The organism is Tissierella sp., from assembly GCF_031460495.1.
Taxonomy (GTDB): Bacteria; Bacillota; Clostridia; order Tissierellales; family Tissierellaceae; genus JAVKTS01.
Genome location: NZ_JAVKTS010000002.1, coordinates 104620 through 121115, shown reverse-complemented (window position 1 = coordinate 121115; position 16496 = coordinate 104620). Strand labels below are relative to the sequence as shown.

The following is a 16496-nucleotide window of genomic DNA, read 5'->3' as shown; positions in this document are numbered from 1 at the left end:
CCTCAGTTAATCTTGTTGATGAACATTAAGATAAAATCTAGTGTTTTCAACATATTTTTAGTTAATGTACTACTTTAAGTTAAGTCTATATAATTGAAATCCATAGCTAAATCATCTAATAGTTTTCTCTCACGATTATGGCAGGAAAATAAAATAACCTGCCTTTCATTTCCAATGGTATCTAAAAATTTCATTATATTTCTTAGCCTTATATCATCATATTGAATAAAACAATCGTCCAAAATCAAGGGAAAATTATTTTCCACCATTGAATTTATTATACCAAATCTTAGGGAAAAGTATAGTTGGTCTATGGTCCCACCACTTAAAGAATTTAGTGGGATTATTTCTTTTGTAATAGGATTTTCCACACTAATACCTAATGACTCACTAATCTTAACATTTGTATATTTCCCATTAGTAATCTGGTGAATAATATTGCTAACCTTTCTATTTATATCTGGAGCAAACTGACTATGGATATCCTTAGATAATTCTTCTATAGTCTGGGCAGCAATATCAAGAGCATTATATTTATTCTCTAACTCTTCTTTATAAGCAGCTTTTCTATCTAGCTCTTCCTCAATTGCTGCTAATCTCTCTATGTTTTTACTTAGGATATTAAGGTTCTCTTCTACTCCCTTTAGTGAAATTTTCAAATCTGTAATATTTTCATTTGCTCTCTCAATTTTATACTTTGCTTGGTTTTTGTCCATAATTTCAGATATATTTATTCTATCAAAATTAAATTCACCTATTTCAGCCATTAGTCCTTTTATTGAGACTCCTCCCAAGACAGATCTAAGAATTTCTTCTTTACTTTCTAATTCTCCAATATATTTTTCTCTTAAAGCTCTTTTATCTAAAGCATAGCTAAATTCATTTATATCCTGTACTTTATTTTCTTCAAATATGTGGTCTAACAATTTTAAATTCTCTTCTTTATTAAATTCGTCACTAGTAATCTTTTCACTTAAAGAATTTTTCTTAAGGATTAATGAATTATATAACTCCTTATTATTTTTTCTTCTAATAGCATCGAATTTAATACTCTCTAATAATCTTTTAAACTCCATTTTGCTTTGAACCTTGTTTTTATTCAATAGAGAATCTTGAAGTTTTTCAATACTATTAATCTTGTTTAACCTTTCTGTTTCTTTAGTCTGGATATTATTTATTTGTGTATTTATATCCTCAATACTGGATTTAATTGCATTTGCCCTATAAGCAGAATATCCAAACATAGGCATAAATCCAACAATTATAGCAAATATAATATAGTAATTTGATACTATTCCTATAGCTGCTACTATAATTGACAATATGATTAAAGCAAACTGAAAAAGTTTATGCTTTGATACTTTACTTTTATAATCCTTGTAATCCCTTTTTAAAAACTCTAGTTTGTGATCTTCTTTATTATATGATATTGAATTTTTTTCCTCTTCTAGTTCCTCATATTTGCTATAATCATTGCTGATTTCTTCTATCTCATTATCTTGCCTATTCTCTCCAAATGCTAGATCTCTAGATTTTAAGTCTTCTTCTATATTATATAATTCAGATTTAAGTTCAGCTATATCTTTCTCTATAAAATCAATAGAATTACTTAATTTGATGGATTCTTTATATTGCTCCATAGATATATTTGAATATATAGATAGTTTTTCTACTTTAGTCTCTAAATTACCTATCTCATCTGTTAATATTTTTGCTTCTTCAAGCTTTTTTGCCCTTTCTAGGGTTTCAGCTTTAGCAAGTTCTTCTCTTAATCTAAGTAAATTTTCCTCTTCTAATAAAAGATTATCCTTTAATATACTCTCTTTTTCTAAATAATCTTCATAGCCGTTTTTTTCTTCTAGTATCTTCCTTTTCTCTTCCTGTAAAACTTCTATATCCTTTAAATTTCTTGCATAAGGCTTTGTCGGAGCTTTATCTGTACCTATTTCTCCCATTTTTACTTTTAAGTGAGATATGGCATTATCTACAGAAATACTATCATCTAGTGTAGTAGCTACATTGACTAGCTTTTCTGTGACTTCATTGGCTAGCTTATCCTCTGTCTTAGTAGCTAGCTGTTTAATAGAAATGGTATTAGAAAATATTCTAGAATTAAAGCCAAAAAAGTGAATTCCTGGTTGTAATATCTTTCCAGTGCCTACATCTATATTTTTAGTAATATCTGACCCAGTATTTTCATCTAACACTATGGTACTTTCCGATCCTTTGGAAAAGGTCCTTTCAATTCTATAAGTCTTTCCATTGTATTCAAATCTAATAATACCTGCATACTTGCTTTTATCCCAAGGATTATACTTATCATGTTCCTCAGAATAAATAGTGGATTTAGCATTTGGCTTTAGAAAACCATAGAACATACCATCAATAAAGCTATGTAAGGTTGATTTCCCTGATTCATTCTCTCCATAGATAAGGTTTATGCCATCTTTGAATTGAATATCTTTATTCTTAAATTTTCCAAAGCCTATTAAATTTAGTTCCTTAAGAATCATGCTATTCTCTCTCCTTTAATAGTGCTTCAAGCCCAAAGTATAAAGCATCCTTTATCATAGGATTATCCAATCCCTTTTCCTTCATGGAGGATATGAATTGTCCTATTATATTATCCCTATTATCTTCTTCCAATAGTTGCAAATCATAGTCCCAAATAGTCTTATCTACTAGCTCTATATGATAAAATTCACTCTCTATATCCTTATGTAAATCTTCTATTACAATATTCCTTTGAATAAAACCCTTTAGATTTATTCTATAAAAATCCATACTCTTATTTCCTATATTAATATTTTTTAACTTTTGGACTATATCCACATATCCCATACTTTCATCTATTTCTACTTCTATTTCAAGAAACTTCCTCTTACTAAAAGGAAATAACTCAAACTCAAGTTTTTTATTATCTATACTTACTTTAATAATGCCTCTCTCACCTGTTTCTCCAAAGTCTAGTGGCTCTGGACAACCACAATAAGCAATTTTATTAGATATAATCTGTGGCTTATGGATATGACCTAAAGCTATATAATCCATATTTAGACTATTTAAGTCTTGAATATTTAGGGGAAGATAGGACGAATTATTACTTACATCGCCATGGATTACTAATATATTGTTTTTTTCTTTATCCACTTTATTATTCAATCCATTAAGTAAATTATTTTCACGAATTTCAACCATATCCCAACTATATCCATATATTACTGTATTTAATTCTTTGAACTCCTTTTGCTGTATTCCCTCTCCATTAAATATAGTCACATTATCAGTCCATTGAACCCTATTATATAATGAATTTTTTCCTATAAAATCATGATTGCCTGCAGAAATAATTATATTAACATCCTCTGCATTTTTAAATACATCTCTTATTCTATTTATATCCCCTATTGTAAAGTAGGATTCCTCAAATAAATCACCAGCAATTAATAAAAAATCGGCTTTTTCATCTTTAGCGTAATCAACTATTCTTTCAAAGGTAGACCACAATTCTCTTCTTCTCTCTGAAGCCTTATCCCCTTGAAAAGAAACATTATTAAATTTTAGCCCCAGATGCAAATCTCCAGTATGAACAAATTTAATCAAAATTATCCCCCTCCCGATAATACTAATAAAATTATATCATAGAATGAAGTTAAAACCTTTACCAAATTAATAAAAACAACCAATCAAATAATGATTGGTTGTCTAATCAATAGTTTATAGGAAATATCTCTATTTCACTCATTATCCTTTTTACATCACTCATCTCAATCTTCATAATATTATGGTTTAAATACGGAGCTATGCTAAAGGCTTGTCCTAGCCTTAAAGTCATTTCCATATCATAATTTCTAGAAATACCTAGGGCAAGTCCTGCTGACATTCCACTATTATCAGTTATATTAATTGCATTGCTTAAATATGGAACCTCGATTCTGAAACCTTTATCTTGGCCTAGTACAATACTCCCTTTCTTCTCAAGGTCAATAACTATATATGGTACTCCTTTATCAAGAAGATATCTACCAGCTTTAATGACTTCATTCTCAAAACTTAGACTCAATTTCATCAAGTCTTCAAGTTCTCTTTGCTTTAAAATCACCATATATGGAGAAGCATCAATGCCAGAGGCTAAACTATCTCCCTTAACATTTAAAATAAACTTCTTCTTGTTTTTATTGGCTAAAGAAACAAAATCAAAATAAATATCCTTTGGTACTCCCATAGGTACGCTTCCTACTCCGCAAACAATATTTGCATCTGACATTAGCCTACTATATAGCTCATAGAACTTTACTATCTCTTCCCTACTAACCCTTGGACCTTCTTCTGAAAATGAAGTTAAATTGTCCTCTTGATCCAATATCTTAATATTGGCTCTAGTCTCATCCTTAATAGGCACAAACTCATGCATAATTCCTATTTCTACTAAAGACCTGTGATAATACTCTCCATTGATTCCTCCAAGAAAGCCAGTAATAAAAGAGTCCTCATTAAATGTATCTAATAAGGCAGAAGATACTATCCCATTTCCTCCTGGGCTGTAGACTGAAGATTTAAGGGCTGTATCTTTTCCAATACAAATCCTATCTAAAGTATATTTCCTATCAATAGCTGGATTCAAATCAATAGTTAATATCATATATCTCCCCCCATTTAGCAATTAGCAATTAGCAATTAATAGTGTACAATTTACGCTAAAAATAATAAAATGATTATGTAGGCTGGTTTACGAACCAGCCCTTGCCCTCATACTAGCTACAATGATTTTTTAAAGATACTTAAAATATCTTCATAATTTAATGCTTTAAAATTTCCTACTGGTCCTTCCATATATTCTATTACATCTGCTGCCATGGTCTCTAATTTTTCTTCTCCAATACCAACTTCTCTAAGAGTCATTGGAATACCTAAATACTTTAAGAACTCACTGGTTTTTTCAATAGCAAGTTTAGCAATGTCCATATGAGCAAGACTAGGGTCTATATCCCATACATTGACACCATATTCCACAAATTTCCATAGATTGTTTTCATCTAATACATGTTCCATCCAGTGAGGAGTTAATATAGCTAAACCTATTCCATGGGTAATATCATAATATGCAGAAAGTTCATGCTCCAATGGATGCACTGTCCAGTTGGAGTCTTTTCCATATCCTAATAGTCCATTAAGGCCTAATGAAGATGCCCACATTATGTTTGCTCTGGCCTCGTAATTCTCAGGATTGTTTATAGCAATAGGACCATATTTTATGCAAGTCTTCAAAACTCCTTCTGCTAATCTATCTTGCAAATATGCACCTTTTACATTACTGAAATATTCTTCAAAGGTATGACTCATAATATCCGCTACCCCTGAGGCAGTTTGATATTTTGGCAATGAATATGTGTAAGTTGGATCTAGTATTGAAAACTTAGGAAAAAAACCAGGATGCCCGAAACCATATTTTTGGTTAGTTTTCGGATTAGATATAACAGCACCTGCATTCATCTCTGAACCTGTGGCTGCAATAGTTAATATAGTTCCAATAGGCAATGTATTAGTTATCTTTGATTTACCAAGAACTAAATCCCAGGGATCTCCTTCATAATAATAGGCTGCAGATATTGCTTTAGAACAATCTATTGTACTTCCTCCACCTACTGCTAGAATGAAATCAATATTATTTTCTCTACATATTCTAACACCTTCAACTACTGATTCAACCTTTGGATTAGGTTCAATTCCAGATAGTTCAAAATAAGGTATATCATTTTCCTTTAATATTTGAACTACTTTGTCGTAGATTCCAGTTTTTTTAATACTTCCACCGCCATAAGTCAGGAGTACCCTAGAACCATATTTTTTTATTTGTTTTGCTAAAAAATTTATTTTACCTTCTCCAAAGAAAACTTTTGTTGGAATATTGTAATTAAAATTAAGCATTTAATCATCTCCCTTCTCTTTTCTCATTATTCATACCCAAATAAAGCTATTTCAATTTATAATATAGCTTTCCTTCTCTTAAATCTTTTTCAAGTTTCCCAATGCAGTATAGATGTTCTAGATGGGACATAGCCTCACCTGCTGCAAACCATTTTTGTGAAGTAGGGAAATCTTCCCAATCCTTGGCTCTTATACTCCATTTCATTTTTGCCGCTACATCTCTTACTGTAGATTCTCCTAATTTTAATATCTCAATTATTTCATTAAGTCTTTCCTTATGATGGGATAGTAATTCACTAATCCGCCTATTATGATCCTTAATTATATTTCTATGGGCAGAAAATAAATAATCTATGTCATAAGCATATATCTTGCCTAAACTATTAAAATAAGTAGCTAAAATATTTTCCTCAAAACCCCAGAAAGCAATGTTAGGTGTAATTCTATCTAATATATGATCCCCACCAAAGAAAATCTTGTGGTCTCTTTCATACAATCCTATATGTCCAGGAGTATGGCCAGGGATATCCACTACTTCAAAAAAATAGTTACCAACTTGTATACCCTTACCTTCCTTTACATAGGTAAAATCTATTATTTCCTTTGGGCAATATTTATATCCTGGATGCTCTGAAAAAGTAACACCATCTCTCTCTAAGTCAAATAATATCTTATATCCTTCAAAGTTCTCCCAGTACTCTATCCCAGACATTTCATTGATCATTCTTCCATCTATTTCACTTGCATATATGTTGACTCCTGCTTCCATGAATATTGATGCCATGCCAGAATGGTCTGAATGTAAATGGGTAATGAATAATTCAGTATCTTTTATATCAATACCTAGTTCCTCCAAACCCCCAAAAAGAGCGTCTACACTTTCTTTCCTATTAAATCCAGTATCGATTATCAAGGATTTGTCTTTGCCTTTTATAACATAAGAATTTAAAGCTTTTAAAGGATTCTCTGGCAATACTACTTCTATCATATATATATCTTCATATACCTTAGTTATCAAATTATCCACCTCATTTTTATATCTTAACTATATGATATTTATTAATCCAAGTATTGTCAAATTAATTCTATCTTGAACTAAATCCTATATTTTTTTAATTATGCATTTTTCTCTATTATAATGGAATACTAAAATTAACAAAATTTAGGAGGTATTTTTATGAGAATTCCAAGACATATAGGTGTAATTCCTGATGGAAATAGGCGTTGGGCTGTAGATAATGGTATGACAAAGGAAAAAGGCTATGTTGCAGGACTAAACCCTGGATTAGAGTTGTTTAAACTGTGTGAGAAAGTAGGAATTAAAGAAATAACTTATTATGGATTTACTGTAGATAATACTAAGAGGCCTAAGTTTCAGAGATTAGCATTTACAAAGGCTTGTATTGATGCTGTTAAATTGCTTTCCCAAGAAAATGCTGATTTATTAGTACTAGGTAATACAGAGTCTGAAATGTTCCCTAAGGAACTCATCCCCTTTGCCCTTAGAAGACAAAGATTTGGTACTGGTGGAATAAAGGTTAATTTTTTAGTTAATTATGGTTGGGAATGGGATTTAAAAGATGAATTAAGTAGAGAGAATAAATTAAATCAATTTGATGCCATAAAATCTCGTGATATATCTAGGGTGGATTTGATAATTAGATGGGGAGGTAGAAGAAGACTTAGTGGATTTTTGCCCTTACAATCCGTCTACTCCGATTTTTATATAATTGAAGATTATTGGCCTGAATTTTCTCCCGAACACTTCTATAAAGCTTTAGAATGGTATAATGAGCAAGATATTACTCTAGGAGGCTAGAAATCTTGCTTGATTATTGAAAACATGGGTATAAAATGATAGAATTAATAGGCTCAAAATTAATATATAGAAAGGAGAAAAAAGATGAATGAATATGGTGTTTTTGATATACTTGGTCCAATTATGATAGGCCCTTCAAGCTCACATACTGCTGGCGCTGCTCGTTTAGGAAAAATTGCAAAGCAAATCGTTGCTACTGATAATTTTAATAAAGTTATCTTTTACTTACATGGCTCTTTTGGCAAAACTTATGAAGGACATGGTACTGACAAGGCCTTAGTAGCAGGTATACTTGGTATGGAACCATCAGATGAAGACCTTAGAAATTCTTTTGAAATAGCTAAGTCTAAAAACATTGAATTTGAGTTTATTGAAGCTGATCTAGGATATGAACACCCTAATACCGTCAAAATAGTTTTCAGGTTTGAAGATGGCGAAGATATTTACATTACTGGTTCTTCTATTGGTGGCGGAAGTATTCTAATTACAGATATTAATGGTAATAAAGTTGAATTTAGTGGTGATTACCCTACTATGCTCATAAAATATATTGACCAAAAAGGAATTATATCGCGAATAAGCTCTATCCTTTCTTTTAATGAAATTAATATTGCGACTATGAAAGTAATTCGAGAAAGTAATATTGCTACTATGGTAGTAGAAACTGATTCTGAAATAAGTGAGGATATAATTAAAGAAATGGATAAACTAGAAGAAATACTATACATCAAAGGGATAAATCCTATTAAGAGGTGATAAAATGTTTAACAAAGCTGAAGAACTACTAAAACTATGTAATGAAAACAACAAGAAAATATCAGAAATAGTTATTGAAAAAGAGTTGGCTAATTCTGATATTTCATATGATGAATTAATAGAACGAATGAAAGAAACTCTAGATGTTATGAAAAATTCAGCTACTTCTGCTTTAAATAGAGAAATTATTTCAGTAAGTGGATTAACTGGTGGAGACTCAAAAAAGGTTGAAGAGTATAAGAACTCAGGTAAAACATTAACAGGGACTTTGATAATATCAGCCATGGCTAAAGCTCTATCTACTTCTGAGATTAATGCGTCTATGGGAAGAATAGTTGCAGCTCCTACTGCTGGCGCATCTGGTATTGTACCTAGTGCCTTATTATCTGCACAAGAGAAATTGAATTTAACAGATGAACAGCTTCTAATGGGACTTTTTGCAGCTGCAGGTATTGGAGAAATTGTAGCAAAAAATGCAACTGTCTCTGGAGCAGAAGGCGGATGTCAGGCGGAATGTGGAACTGCTGCTGCCATGGCTGCAGCTGCTATTGTAGAAATGGCAGGTGGAAACCCTGAGGCTTCTTTCGCTGCCGCAGCTTTCTCCTTAGTGAATATAATGGGTCTTGTATGCGATCCTATCGGAGGCTTAGTAGAATATCCTTGCGCTCTTCGAAATGCATCAGGTGTAGTAAATGCACTTATCTCTGCTGATTTGGCACTTGCAGGGGTAAAATCCTTAGTTCCTTTTGATGAAGTAGTTGATGCTATGTATAGAGTAGGGAAAATGATGCCTGAGGCTTTGAGAGAAACTGCTTTAGGAGGAGTCGCTACTACTGCCACTGGGGAGGAAATCCGAAGGAGGCTACAACATTGATAAAAAATGACTTCAATGGTTTTTTTAAAGATGAAATATCTAAATGTTACTTATTAGAATATAGAGAAACTCTTCTTGAATATATAGAAAATGAGAAGTTTCAAAATCATTTAGACAAAATTATAAAAGACAGAAACTTTTCTGTCTTTTCTTTATTAGACTTATTTATAGAGTATCTCAACAAGTCCAAATCCCAAACTTCACAAGAATGGTTAAATTCAATATATAACTGGGTCATTAATAAATCTTTCCCTAATAAGGGAAGTAATGAATTTGATATGAATTTAAATACATTGTATAAGTTTTTTCTAAATTCATATGGTAAGTTTCTAGTGTTGGATAATCAATTTAATGATGATAAATTTATACAAAAATATCCAATATCCTTCTTAACTGTTGAGGAAGAACTTAACCTTAATATATCACAGGAGTACTATAGCTTCAAATCTGCATTTATTGATTATTATATATATGAATTAATGAATTTAGATATGGCAATCACCGGACACAATACTTTGGATCATGTAATAGGTGTAAATTATCTTAGTATGTATATCGCTAGACAATTATATGAGTTAGGACTTCCTGTTGATTTAGGTGTTGTTGTAGGTGCTAGTCTTGGACATGACATTGGTAAATATGGAGTCTTAGATAAGGATAAATCCAAAGTTCCTTATTACCATTATTATTATACTGAAGAATGGTTTAAAAAATTCAAAATCAATAAGATAGGACATATTGCAACTAATCACTCTACATGGGATTTAGAATTAGAGACTTTACCCCTAGAATCTTTGATACTTATATATGCTGATTTTAGGGTTAAAAATTTTGTTGAAAATAATATTTATACTATGCATATGTTTCCATTAAAAGAATCCTTTGATGTAATATTAAATAAACTTGATAATGTAGATGAAGCTAAAGAAAATAGGTACAAAAAGGTATATAAAAAGCTAAGAGATTTTGAGGATTATATTATCTCATTAGGAGTAGATACTACTCTAGAACATAATTTAATTCCATCAACCCATAAACCCTTTGAGTTGATGGATAAAAACGAAGTTATGGAAAATATAAAGTACAAATCAATTGAACACAATATTATTTTGATGTCCAAGCTAACAGATAATGTTTCCTTTAATTATATAATTGAAACAGCAAGAGGAGAAACTAATTGGAGAAGGCTTAAGCTCTATCTTCAAATTTTCCATGAGTACTCAACTTATCTAACTCAGAAACAAAAAATTACAACTCTTCATTTTCTATCTGATTTACTTCTCCATAAGGGAGAGGACATTCGCAAGGAATCTGCTGAGTTAATTGGTAGATTGATTTCATTATATGATGAAGAGTATAGAAAGGAATTGCCACCATCGATAAAATTTCATAACTCTAATATTTCATCTGCGGATTTATTGGATGAATTTTTATATAAATTATTACATCCTAGCCACAAGGTAGCCGATTCTCAAGGTGAGTGGCTTTATAATTTAAAGACTCTATTTAAGTCTTTATTTAGAGAGTCTCATATATCCCTTCATAAAATGTATTTTGATGTATTGTCAAAGTACTTTGATGAATATACTAATCTCTCTGATATAGGACAGTTCTATCTATGTCAAACAATTGATTATATTCCTATTAAAAGCTTAGATGAAAATAGATTGATTAAATTATTTACCTATACCATTATGCAATTAGATTCTAATGATATGGAAATCAGGCTTACTACTTTAGATAGTATTTCTCAGATACTAGTAAAAACTAATGATATAATGTTTATTGCTTCAATTAGAAATTGGATTGTTGAGAACCTTGAGAAATCATCTGTATTAACAGAGAACTACCTAAAATATATAATCGGTAAGAAAATAAATATATCTCCAGAATACCAAGATATATTAGATAAAAATTATAGAGAAAATGAAACCTCTGAAATTTTTTTACAAAATCTCAAGACTGCTACTGAATGGGTTATTAAGAAAATAAATATCGATATGCTATATGACCAAGTAGTTGAAAATCCATCAAGCAAAGGCTTCCATGTTGCTATGCATCTATGTAATATCCTAAAAGTATCAGCAATAGAAAGGGTGAGAAATTACAGTGGTATTACCCTTGTAAATATTTTTCCATTACTCTCCCTTAATGAAAGAAATGATGTAGCTATTGAGCTGCTTCGAGCGTTGGAAATGGAATCCTATCAATTTACCAAGTATATACCAAAATACTTTGGTCAATTGATACTGTATTTGCGCCCTAGGGAGCTTGATGAAATAATAGATGATTTTGAAAGCAAAATAAAGGTTTCAAGTACTAATGTAATATTCTTGCTACTAAATACAATCGTTATCTCAATTGAAAATTATGAAGCATATAAAATTAGATTTGATGAAGATCAAACTGTCCATGCTAAAAGACTTAATAAGCTTCTTGGACTATTATTCATTGCTATGGCTTCCTATAATGTAGATGTTAAAAATGAGTCCCTTAGAATAATGAGTTCTGCTCTATTTACTTCTAATATTCTTAGTTTCGATGAAAAATATAAGATACTAAATACTATATGTAAAAAGCTTTTGACATTCTTGGATTATAATGAAGAAGATGAATTTTTATTCTATAACAATGCTTCATCCTTAAACCATATATATAAATTTATTTCTGAATATGAATTCCACTATGGTCATACACTGGTAAATACTGATGAAAACATTGCCTTCTTCCCTGGTAGTTTTGATCCTTTTTCTTTAAGTCATAAGGAAATAGCTACTGAAATAAGAAATCTGGACTTTCAAGTATATTTGGCAGTAGATGAATTTTCTTGGTCTAAGAGAACTGAGCCCCATGCTTTTAGAAGAGATATAATAAATATGAGTATAGCTGATGAAATGGATATACATCTTTTCCCCAATAATATTCCTATAAATATTAGCAACCCTTCTGATTTAGATAAATTAAAGGGCTTATTTCCTGATCAAAAAGTTTTTATTGTAGTAGGCTCTGATGTTTTAATAAATGCATCTGCATATAAGAACAATAGCCCAATACTAGATTTTCCTCATATAGTCTTTGATAGGAAATCAAGTATTTCTAAAGATGATGATGAGGCAAAGTTAGAATCCAGTATTGCCAATATACATGGTGGAGTTGTAAGACTTTCCCTACCACCTCAATATGAGGATATTAGTTCAACACAAATAAGACAAAATATTGATTTAAATAGAGACATATCCAAATTTATAGATCCACTAGCTCAATCTTTTATATACAACTATGGACTATACCTAAGGGAACCGCAGTATAAGACTTTATTGGAAACTAAGACTATAGAGGTTGAAACACTAAAAAATATTGATGAAAATATATTAGATGAGCTTCATCATAATTATGGACATACAATACACTTGGATCATCTAAAAGCCCTTGAAAAAAAACCAAATCATAGATTGCTTTTAGTTCGAGATTCTAAATCTAAGGCTATTTTAGGTTTTTCTAGTTATTATGGAATACACCGTTCTAGATTATATGATGAATTTCAAGATACTTCTATAACCGATTATTTGAGGAGAAATGCAAAAGGCAGAATAATGCTTATTTCTGGAATATGCGCATTAAACAATGACGAAGAGTTAATTGAAATTGTAATCAACGAAACCTTAGCACTGTCTGTTGTTAAAGATTATAATTTTTCTATGTATAGTAATGCTTTACTGAAGGAAAAAAATCCTAAAATTGAAGAACATTTTTTGTTGCAGGGATTTTTGAGAACTGATCATCAATACAATTATAATCGAATTTTAATAGTAGATATGAATAATCCTATTACTCTTAATCTGGATTTAGAAAATATGTTAAAATCACCTTATGATATTGACCCAAAGATAACTAAAAAAATTAGAAGTACAAGAAATTTGCTAAAGAAATCATTAACTAAACTTTACCCTGGTCAGTTGATACTTACCTTCAATAGAGATATGATATATAGCAAATTAATACAAAAAATATGTGATTCAAATGATGTAAGTATTTTCCAACCTAGTGTAAGAGAGCTTGGATTAAATATGTGTGTCCCCTTTGGTTCAATATTGAATAATAGCATAATACCAAATACCGTCACAAAGACTCTCCATACTGAAAAAATATTTAAAACAAATATTAAAGATTTTACTATAGGCTCATACCCATTTTATTTATCTCTAGAAGATCAAGCAAAGGTCTTGAAGTCTTTCAACAGACCTGTAATATTGGTTGATGACTTGCTCAATAAGGGTTATAGGATAAATGTAATTGAACCAATATTGAAAAATGCAGGTGTAGAAATAAAAAAAGTCATAGTAGGTATTCTTTCTGGTCGTGGAAAAGAAATCGGACAGACAAAAAACCTTGACATTGATTCAGCATATTTTGTTCCAAATCTAAATCTTTGGTTTAATGAAAGTAGTCTATATCCATATATAGGCGGTGATATGGTTGAGAACAATGAATTAGGTTCTATTTCTATACCTAGTATCAATATGATTCTCCCTTATGTTTCTCCTAGATTTATAAAAAATACTACAAATGATGCACTATACAATCTATCAGAAACCTGTTTAAAAAATACATTCACTTTATTTAAAGCCTTAGAAGAACTGTATCAGTCAATAAACGAGAAGAACTTAAATATTAAAGGCTTAGGAGAAGTAATTATTTCTCCAAGACATCCAGATATGAGCAAAAATATTGCTTATAATAATATGAGGCCTTCTGCTGCTATTGAGAATGATTTAGAATACCTTAATAGGCTAGAAAATATCATAAGAAGATAAAGGAGATATTAAAATGTTTAACTATTACAAACTAGATGACAAGTATTTATTTTCCAGATTTCACTATGATGAATTCGTAAATGTATCTGAGGAGGAAATAAAGGACGAGAGTAAATTAATTTATTTCTTAAACCAGCTGCCTCCATTAAATTCTAGGGAATCATTCTCTGTATCTTCTATTTCCCATTTGTTTTTAGCTGAGGAAGGTTTAAATCTATTAAATTCAGGTAATGAAATGCCAGACCATAATATTCCTCAATGGATGGAAAATAAAATTCATAATAGAGAAACAGTCTCAATCAATACCAATTATCCTAACTGGAAAAACATATTAAATAAAAAGCATAAGAAAAAATGGAGGCTCAATTTAGTTGCCTTAGGCGATGTTGGTAGTACTTTACTCATAGGATTGAGACTACTTGGAGAAGATTGCATCAGTGATATAGGTATATATGATAGGAATATAAACAGAATTAAAAGATGGGAATATGAGTTAAATCAAATAAGGCGTCCCTTTGATGAAAGGGCCTTTACTCCTGTGAAAGCAATTGACGAAAAGGATTTATTTGATTGCGATATATTTGTCTTTTGTGCATCTAAGGGTATACCTCCTGTAGGTAGTAGCATTTCAGATGTTAGAATGGCTCAGTTTGAGTCAAATTCAAAGATTATCTCTAGTTATGCTCAAATGGCTAGAGATAAGAAGTTTGAAGGTATATTTGCTGTTGTATCAGACCCTGTAGATCTATTATGCAAGGTAGCATTTCTAGAAAGCAACAAGGATAATAAGGGGAATATGGATTTTAATGGTCTAGCTGCAAATCAAATTATTGGATATGGTCTTGGGGTAATGAATGGTAGAGCCTGCTTCTATGCAGAGCAGAATGAAGAAATGATCCACTATCTTAATGAAGGTAGAGTATTCGGTCCCCATGGAGAAGGGCTTATTGTAGCTAATAGTATAGAAAATTATAATCAAGAAATATCAAATTATTTAACTGATAAAACCATAAATGCAAATAAAGAAGTAAGAGGATTTGGATATAAACCATTTGTTGCTCCCTCTCTTTCTTCTGGTGCTTTATCCCTTATTGCCACTATTAGGGGGGATTGGTTCTATGGATCTACTTTTATGAATGAAGTATATATGGGATCTAAATGTAGACTTTTGCCTTCTGGAATTGAAGTAGAACAGTTAAATTTACCTGAAGCTTTGGAAAATAAGATTAAAGATACCTATAATAAATTGGCGGCGATAATATGAAGGAGATCATAGTTATAATGCCTGAGAAACCTAGCGATTTATTGTCTAGGATGATGTCTAATACCTTAGGTAATGAAAAACATACTATAATAAGATCATATAATGAATTGGGGAATCTGCAAAACAAGAAGATATTATTTGTAGTGGAATTAAATGAAATAGGCACATCAAATAACTTAAATGATATTTTTCTAGAACTCTATAAAAGAGGAAATGATTCTTTACTCAATTCTGAGGGAGCTATATTAATCCATAGTAATTATTTATTATTTACAAAAACTACAGCTCAGTCTATTATATTCCTTTCAAACAGCCTAGGATGCAGCTTCATAGGTAGACCACTTGTGGAGGCAACAGCTAATCTTGATAGCTTTGTAGCAGTGGAAAATATATATAATATGCCATTAGAGGAAATATGCCTACATTTATGTAAGGAACTAGGTAATAGGTTTTTAGAAAACAATAATAATATTGGGGTTAAAAAGCTACTTGTTTTACATTCAAGTAATAGAGAAACATCCAATACATTAATGCTATGGGATATGGTGAAAATTCACTTACAAGGAATTGAAATAAATGAGATTAATGTAGGGAATGGAAATATATTGGATTGCAGAGGTTGCCCATATAAAACTTGCAAGCATTTAGGTATGCAATCTAGGTGTTTCTATGGTGGAATTGTTGTTGATGAAGTCTATCCAGCAATACTTGAATCTGATTCTATTTTATTTATTTGTCCAAACTACAATGATATGGTAAATGCCAATTTAGTTGCAACAATAAATAGACTTACTGCTTTATTTAGACAAACTAAGTTTTTTCATAAGAGTATATTCTCAATTATCGTATCAGGATATTCCGGTGGAGATGCAATAGGTAAACAATTAATATCTAGCTTAAATATCAATAAGACCTTCATGCTCCCACCCTATTTTTCACTTATGGCAACTGCTAATGATAAGGGAGCTATAAAAAATGTAGCAGATATAGAAATATTGGCAAAGGAGTTTGCTGATAAGATAAGCAGCCTCAATTGAGGCT

At 30.9% G+C, this 16496-nt stretch carries 11 protein-coding genes; 6 read left to right on the top strand and 5 right to left on the bottom strand.

Annotation, left to right across the window (positions count from 1 at the left end; genetic code table 11):
• Positions 1-74 precede the first annotated feature (74 nt).
• The 5 genes from RIN63_RS04320 to RIN63_RS04300 all read right to left on the bottom strand — a co-directional run bounded on the left by RIN63_RS04320 (position 75) and on the right by RIN63_RS04300 (position 6946).
• Positions 75-2513, bottom strand: a complete 2439-nt coding sequence (locus RIN63_RS04320) for an AAA family ATPase (RefSeq protein WP_310443450.1) — start codon at positions 2511-2513, stop codon at positions 75-77.
• A 1-nt stretch (position 2514) separates the two neighbouring features.
• Positions 2515-3603 (bottom strand): DNA repair exonuclease, encoded by a 1089-nt coding sequence (locus tag RIN63_RS04315; protein ID WP_310443449.1) that lies wholly within the window; start codon positions 3601-3603, stop codon positions 2515-2517.
• A 106-nt stretch (positions 3604-3709) separates the two neighbouring features.
• Positions 3710-4642, bottom strand: coding sequence for a PfkB family carbohydrate kinase (locus RIN63_RS04310; protein ID WP_310443448.1), 933 nt, complete (start codon positions 4640-4642; stop codon positions 3710-3712).
• Between the two features lie 116 nt (positions 4643-4758).
• Positions 4759-5928: an iron-containing alcohol dehydrogenase gene (locus RIN63_RS04305; protein WP_310443447.1), complete on the bottom strand. Its 1170-nt coding sequence runs from the start codon at positions 5926-5928 to the stop codon at positions 4759-4761.
• 46 nt (positions 5929-5974) lie between these two features.
• Positions 5975-6946, bottom strand: coding sequence for an MBL fold metallo-hydrolase (locus RIN63_RS04300; protein ID WP_310443446.1), 972 nt, complete (start codon positions 6944-6946; stop codon positions 5975-5977).
• A gap of 159 nt (positions 6947-7105) precedes the next feature.
• Here RIN63_RS04300 and RIN63_RS04295 point away from each other — a divergent pair, with 159 nt between their 5' ends.
• The 6 genes from RIN63_RS04295 to RIN63_RS04270 all read left to right on the top strand — a co-directional run bounded on the left by RIN63_RS04295 (position 7106) and on the right by RIN63_RS04270 (position 16492).
• Positions 7106-7747, top strand: coding sequence for an undecaprenyl diphosphate synthase family protein (locus RIN63_RS04295; RefSeq protein WP_310443445.1), 642 nt, complete (start codon positions 7106-7108; stop codon positions 7745-7747).
• Positions 7748-7831: 84 nt separating this feature from the next.
• Positions 7832-8503, top strand: a complete 672-nt coding sequence (sdaAB, locus tag RIN63_RS04290; protein ID WP_310443444.1) for an L-serine ammonia-lyase, iron-sulfur-dependent subunit beta — start codon at positions 7832-7834, stop codon at positions 8501-8503.
• Between the two features lie 4 nt (positions 8504-8507).
• Positions 8508-9377, top strand: coding sequence for an L-serine ammonia-lyase, iron-sulfur-dependent, subunit alpha (gene sdaAA, locus RIN63_RS04285; RefSeq protein WP_310443443.1), 870 nt, complete (start codon positions 8508-8510; stop codon positions 9375-9377).
• Positions 9374-14191 (top strand): cytidyltransferase, encoded by a 4818-nt coding sequence (locus RIN63_RS04280; protein ID WP_310443442.1) that lies wholly within the window; start codon positions 9374-9376, stop codon positions 14189-14191. Before sdaAA ends, RIN63_RS04280 begins: the two co-directional genes overlap by 4 nt.
• A 13-nt stretch (positions 14192-14204) precedes the next feature.
• Positions 14205-15455 carry a lactate/malate family dehydrogenase gene (locus RIN63_RS04275; RefSeq protein WP_310443441.1) on the top strand — a complete coding sequence of 417 codons (1251 nt, stop codon included), beginning with the start codon at positions 14205-14207 and terminating at the stop codon, positions 15453-15455.
• Complete coding sequence (locus tag RIN63_RS04270; protein ID WP_310443440.1) at positions 15452-16492, top strand: NAD(P)H-dependent oxidoreductase; 1041 nt, start codon at positions 15452-15454, stop codon at positions 16490-16492. Before RIN63_RS04275 ends, RIN63_RS04270 begins: the two co-directional genes overlap by 4 nt.
• The last annotated feature ends 4 nt before the right edge of the window (positions 16493-16496 follow it).

What these genes read in the sequence shown, in the direction of transcription:
- RIN63_RS04320 (WP_310443450.1), bottom strand. Translation starts at nt 2,513, where the DNA reads ATGATTCTTAAGGAACTAAATTTAATAGGCTTTGGAAAATTTAAGAAT.
- RIN63_RS04310 (WP_310443448.1), bottom strand. Translation starts at nt 4,642, where the DNA reads ATGATATTAACTATTGATTTGAATCCAGCTATTGATAGGAAATATACT.
- RIN63_RS04305 (WP_310443447.1), bottom strand. Translation starts at nt 5,928, where the DNA reads ATGCTTAATTTTAATTACAATATTCCAACAAAAGTTTTCTTTGGAGAA.
- RIN63_RS04295 (WP_310443445.1), top strand. Translation starts at nt 7,106, where the DNA reads ATGAGAATTCCAAGACATATAGGTGTAATTCCTGATGGAAATAGGCGT.
- sdaAB (WP_310443444.1), top strand. Translation starts at nt 7,832, where the DNA reads ATGAATGAATATGGTGTTTTTGATATACTTGGTCCAATTATGATAGGC.
- sdaAA (WP_310443443.1), top strand. Translation starts at nt 8,508, where the DNA reads ATGTTTAACAAAGCTGAAGAACTACTAAAACTATGTAATGAAAACAAC.
- RIN63_RS04275 (WP_310443441.1), top strand. Translation starts at nt 14,205, where the DNA reads ATGTTTAACTATTACAAACTAGATGACAAGTATTTATTTTCCAGATTT.
- RIN63_RS04270 (WP_310443440.1), top strand. Translation starts at nt 15,452, where the DNA reads ATGAAGGAGATCATAGTTATAATGCCTGAGAAACCTAGCGATTTATTG.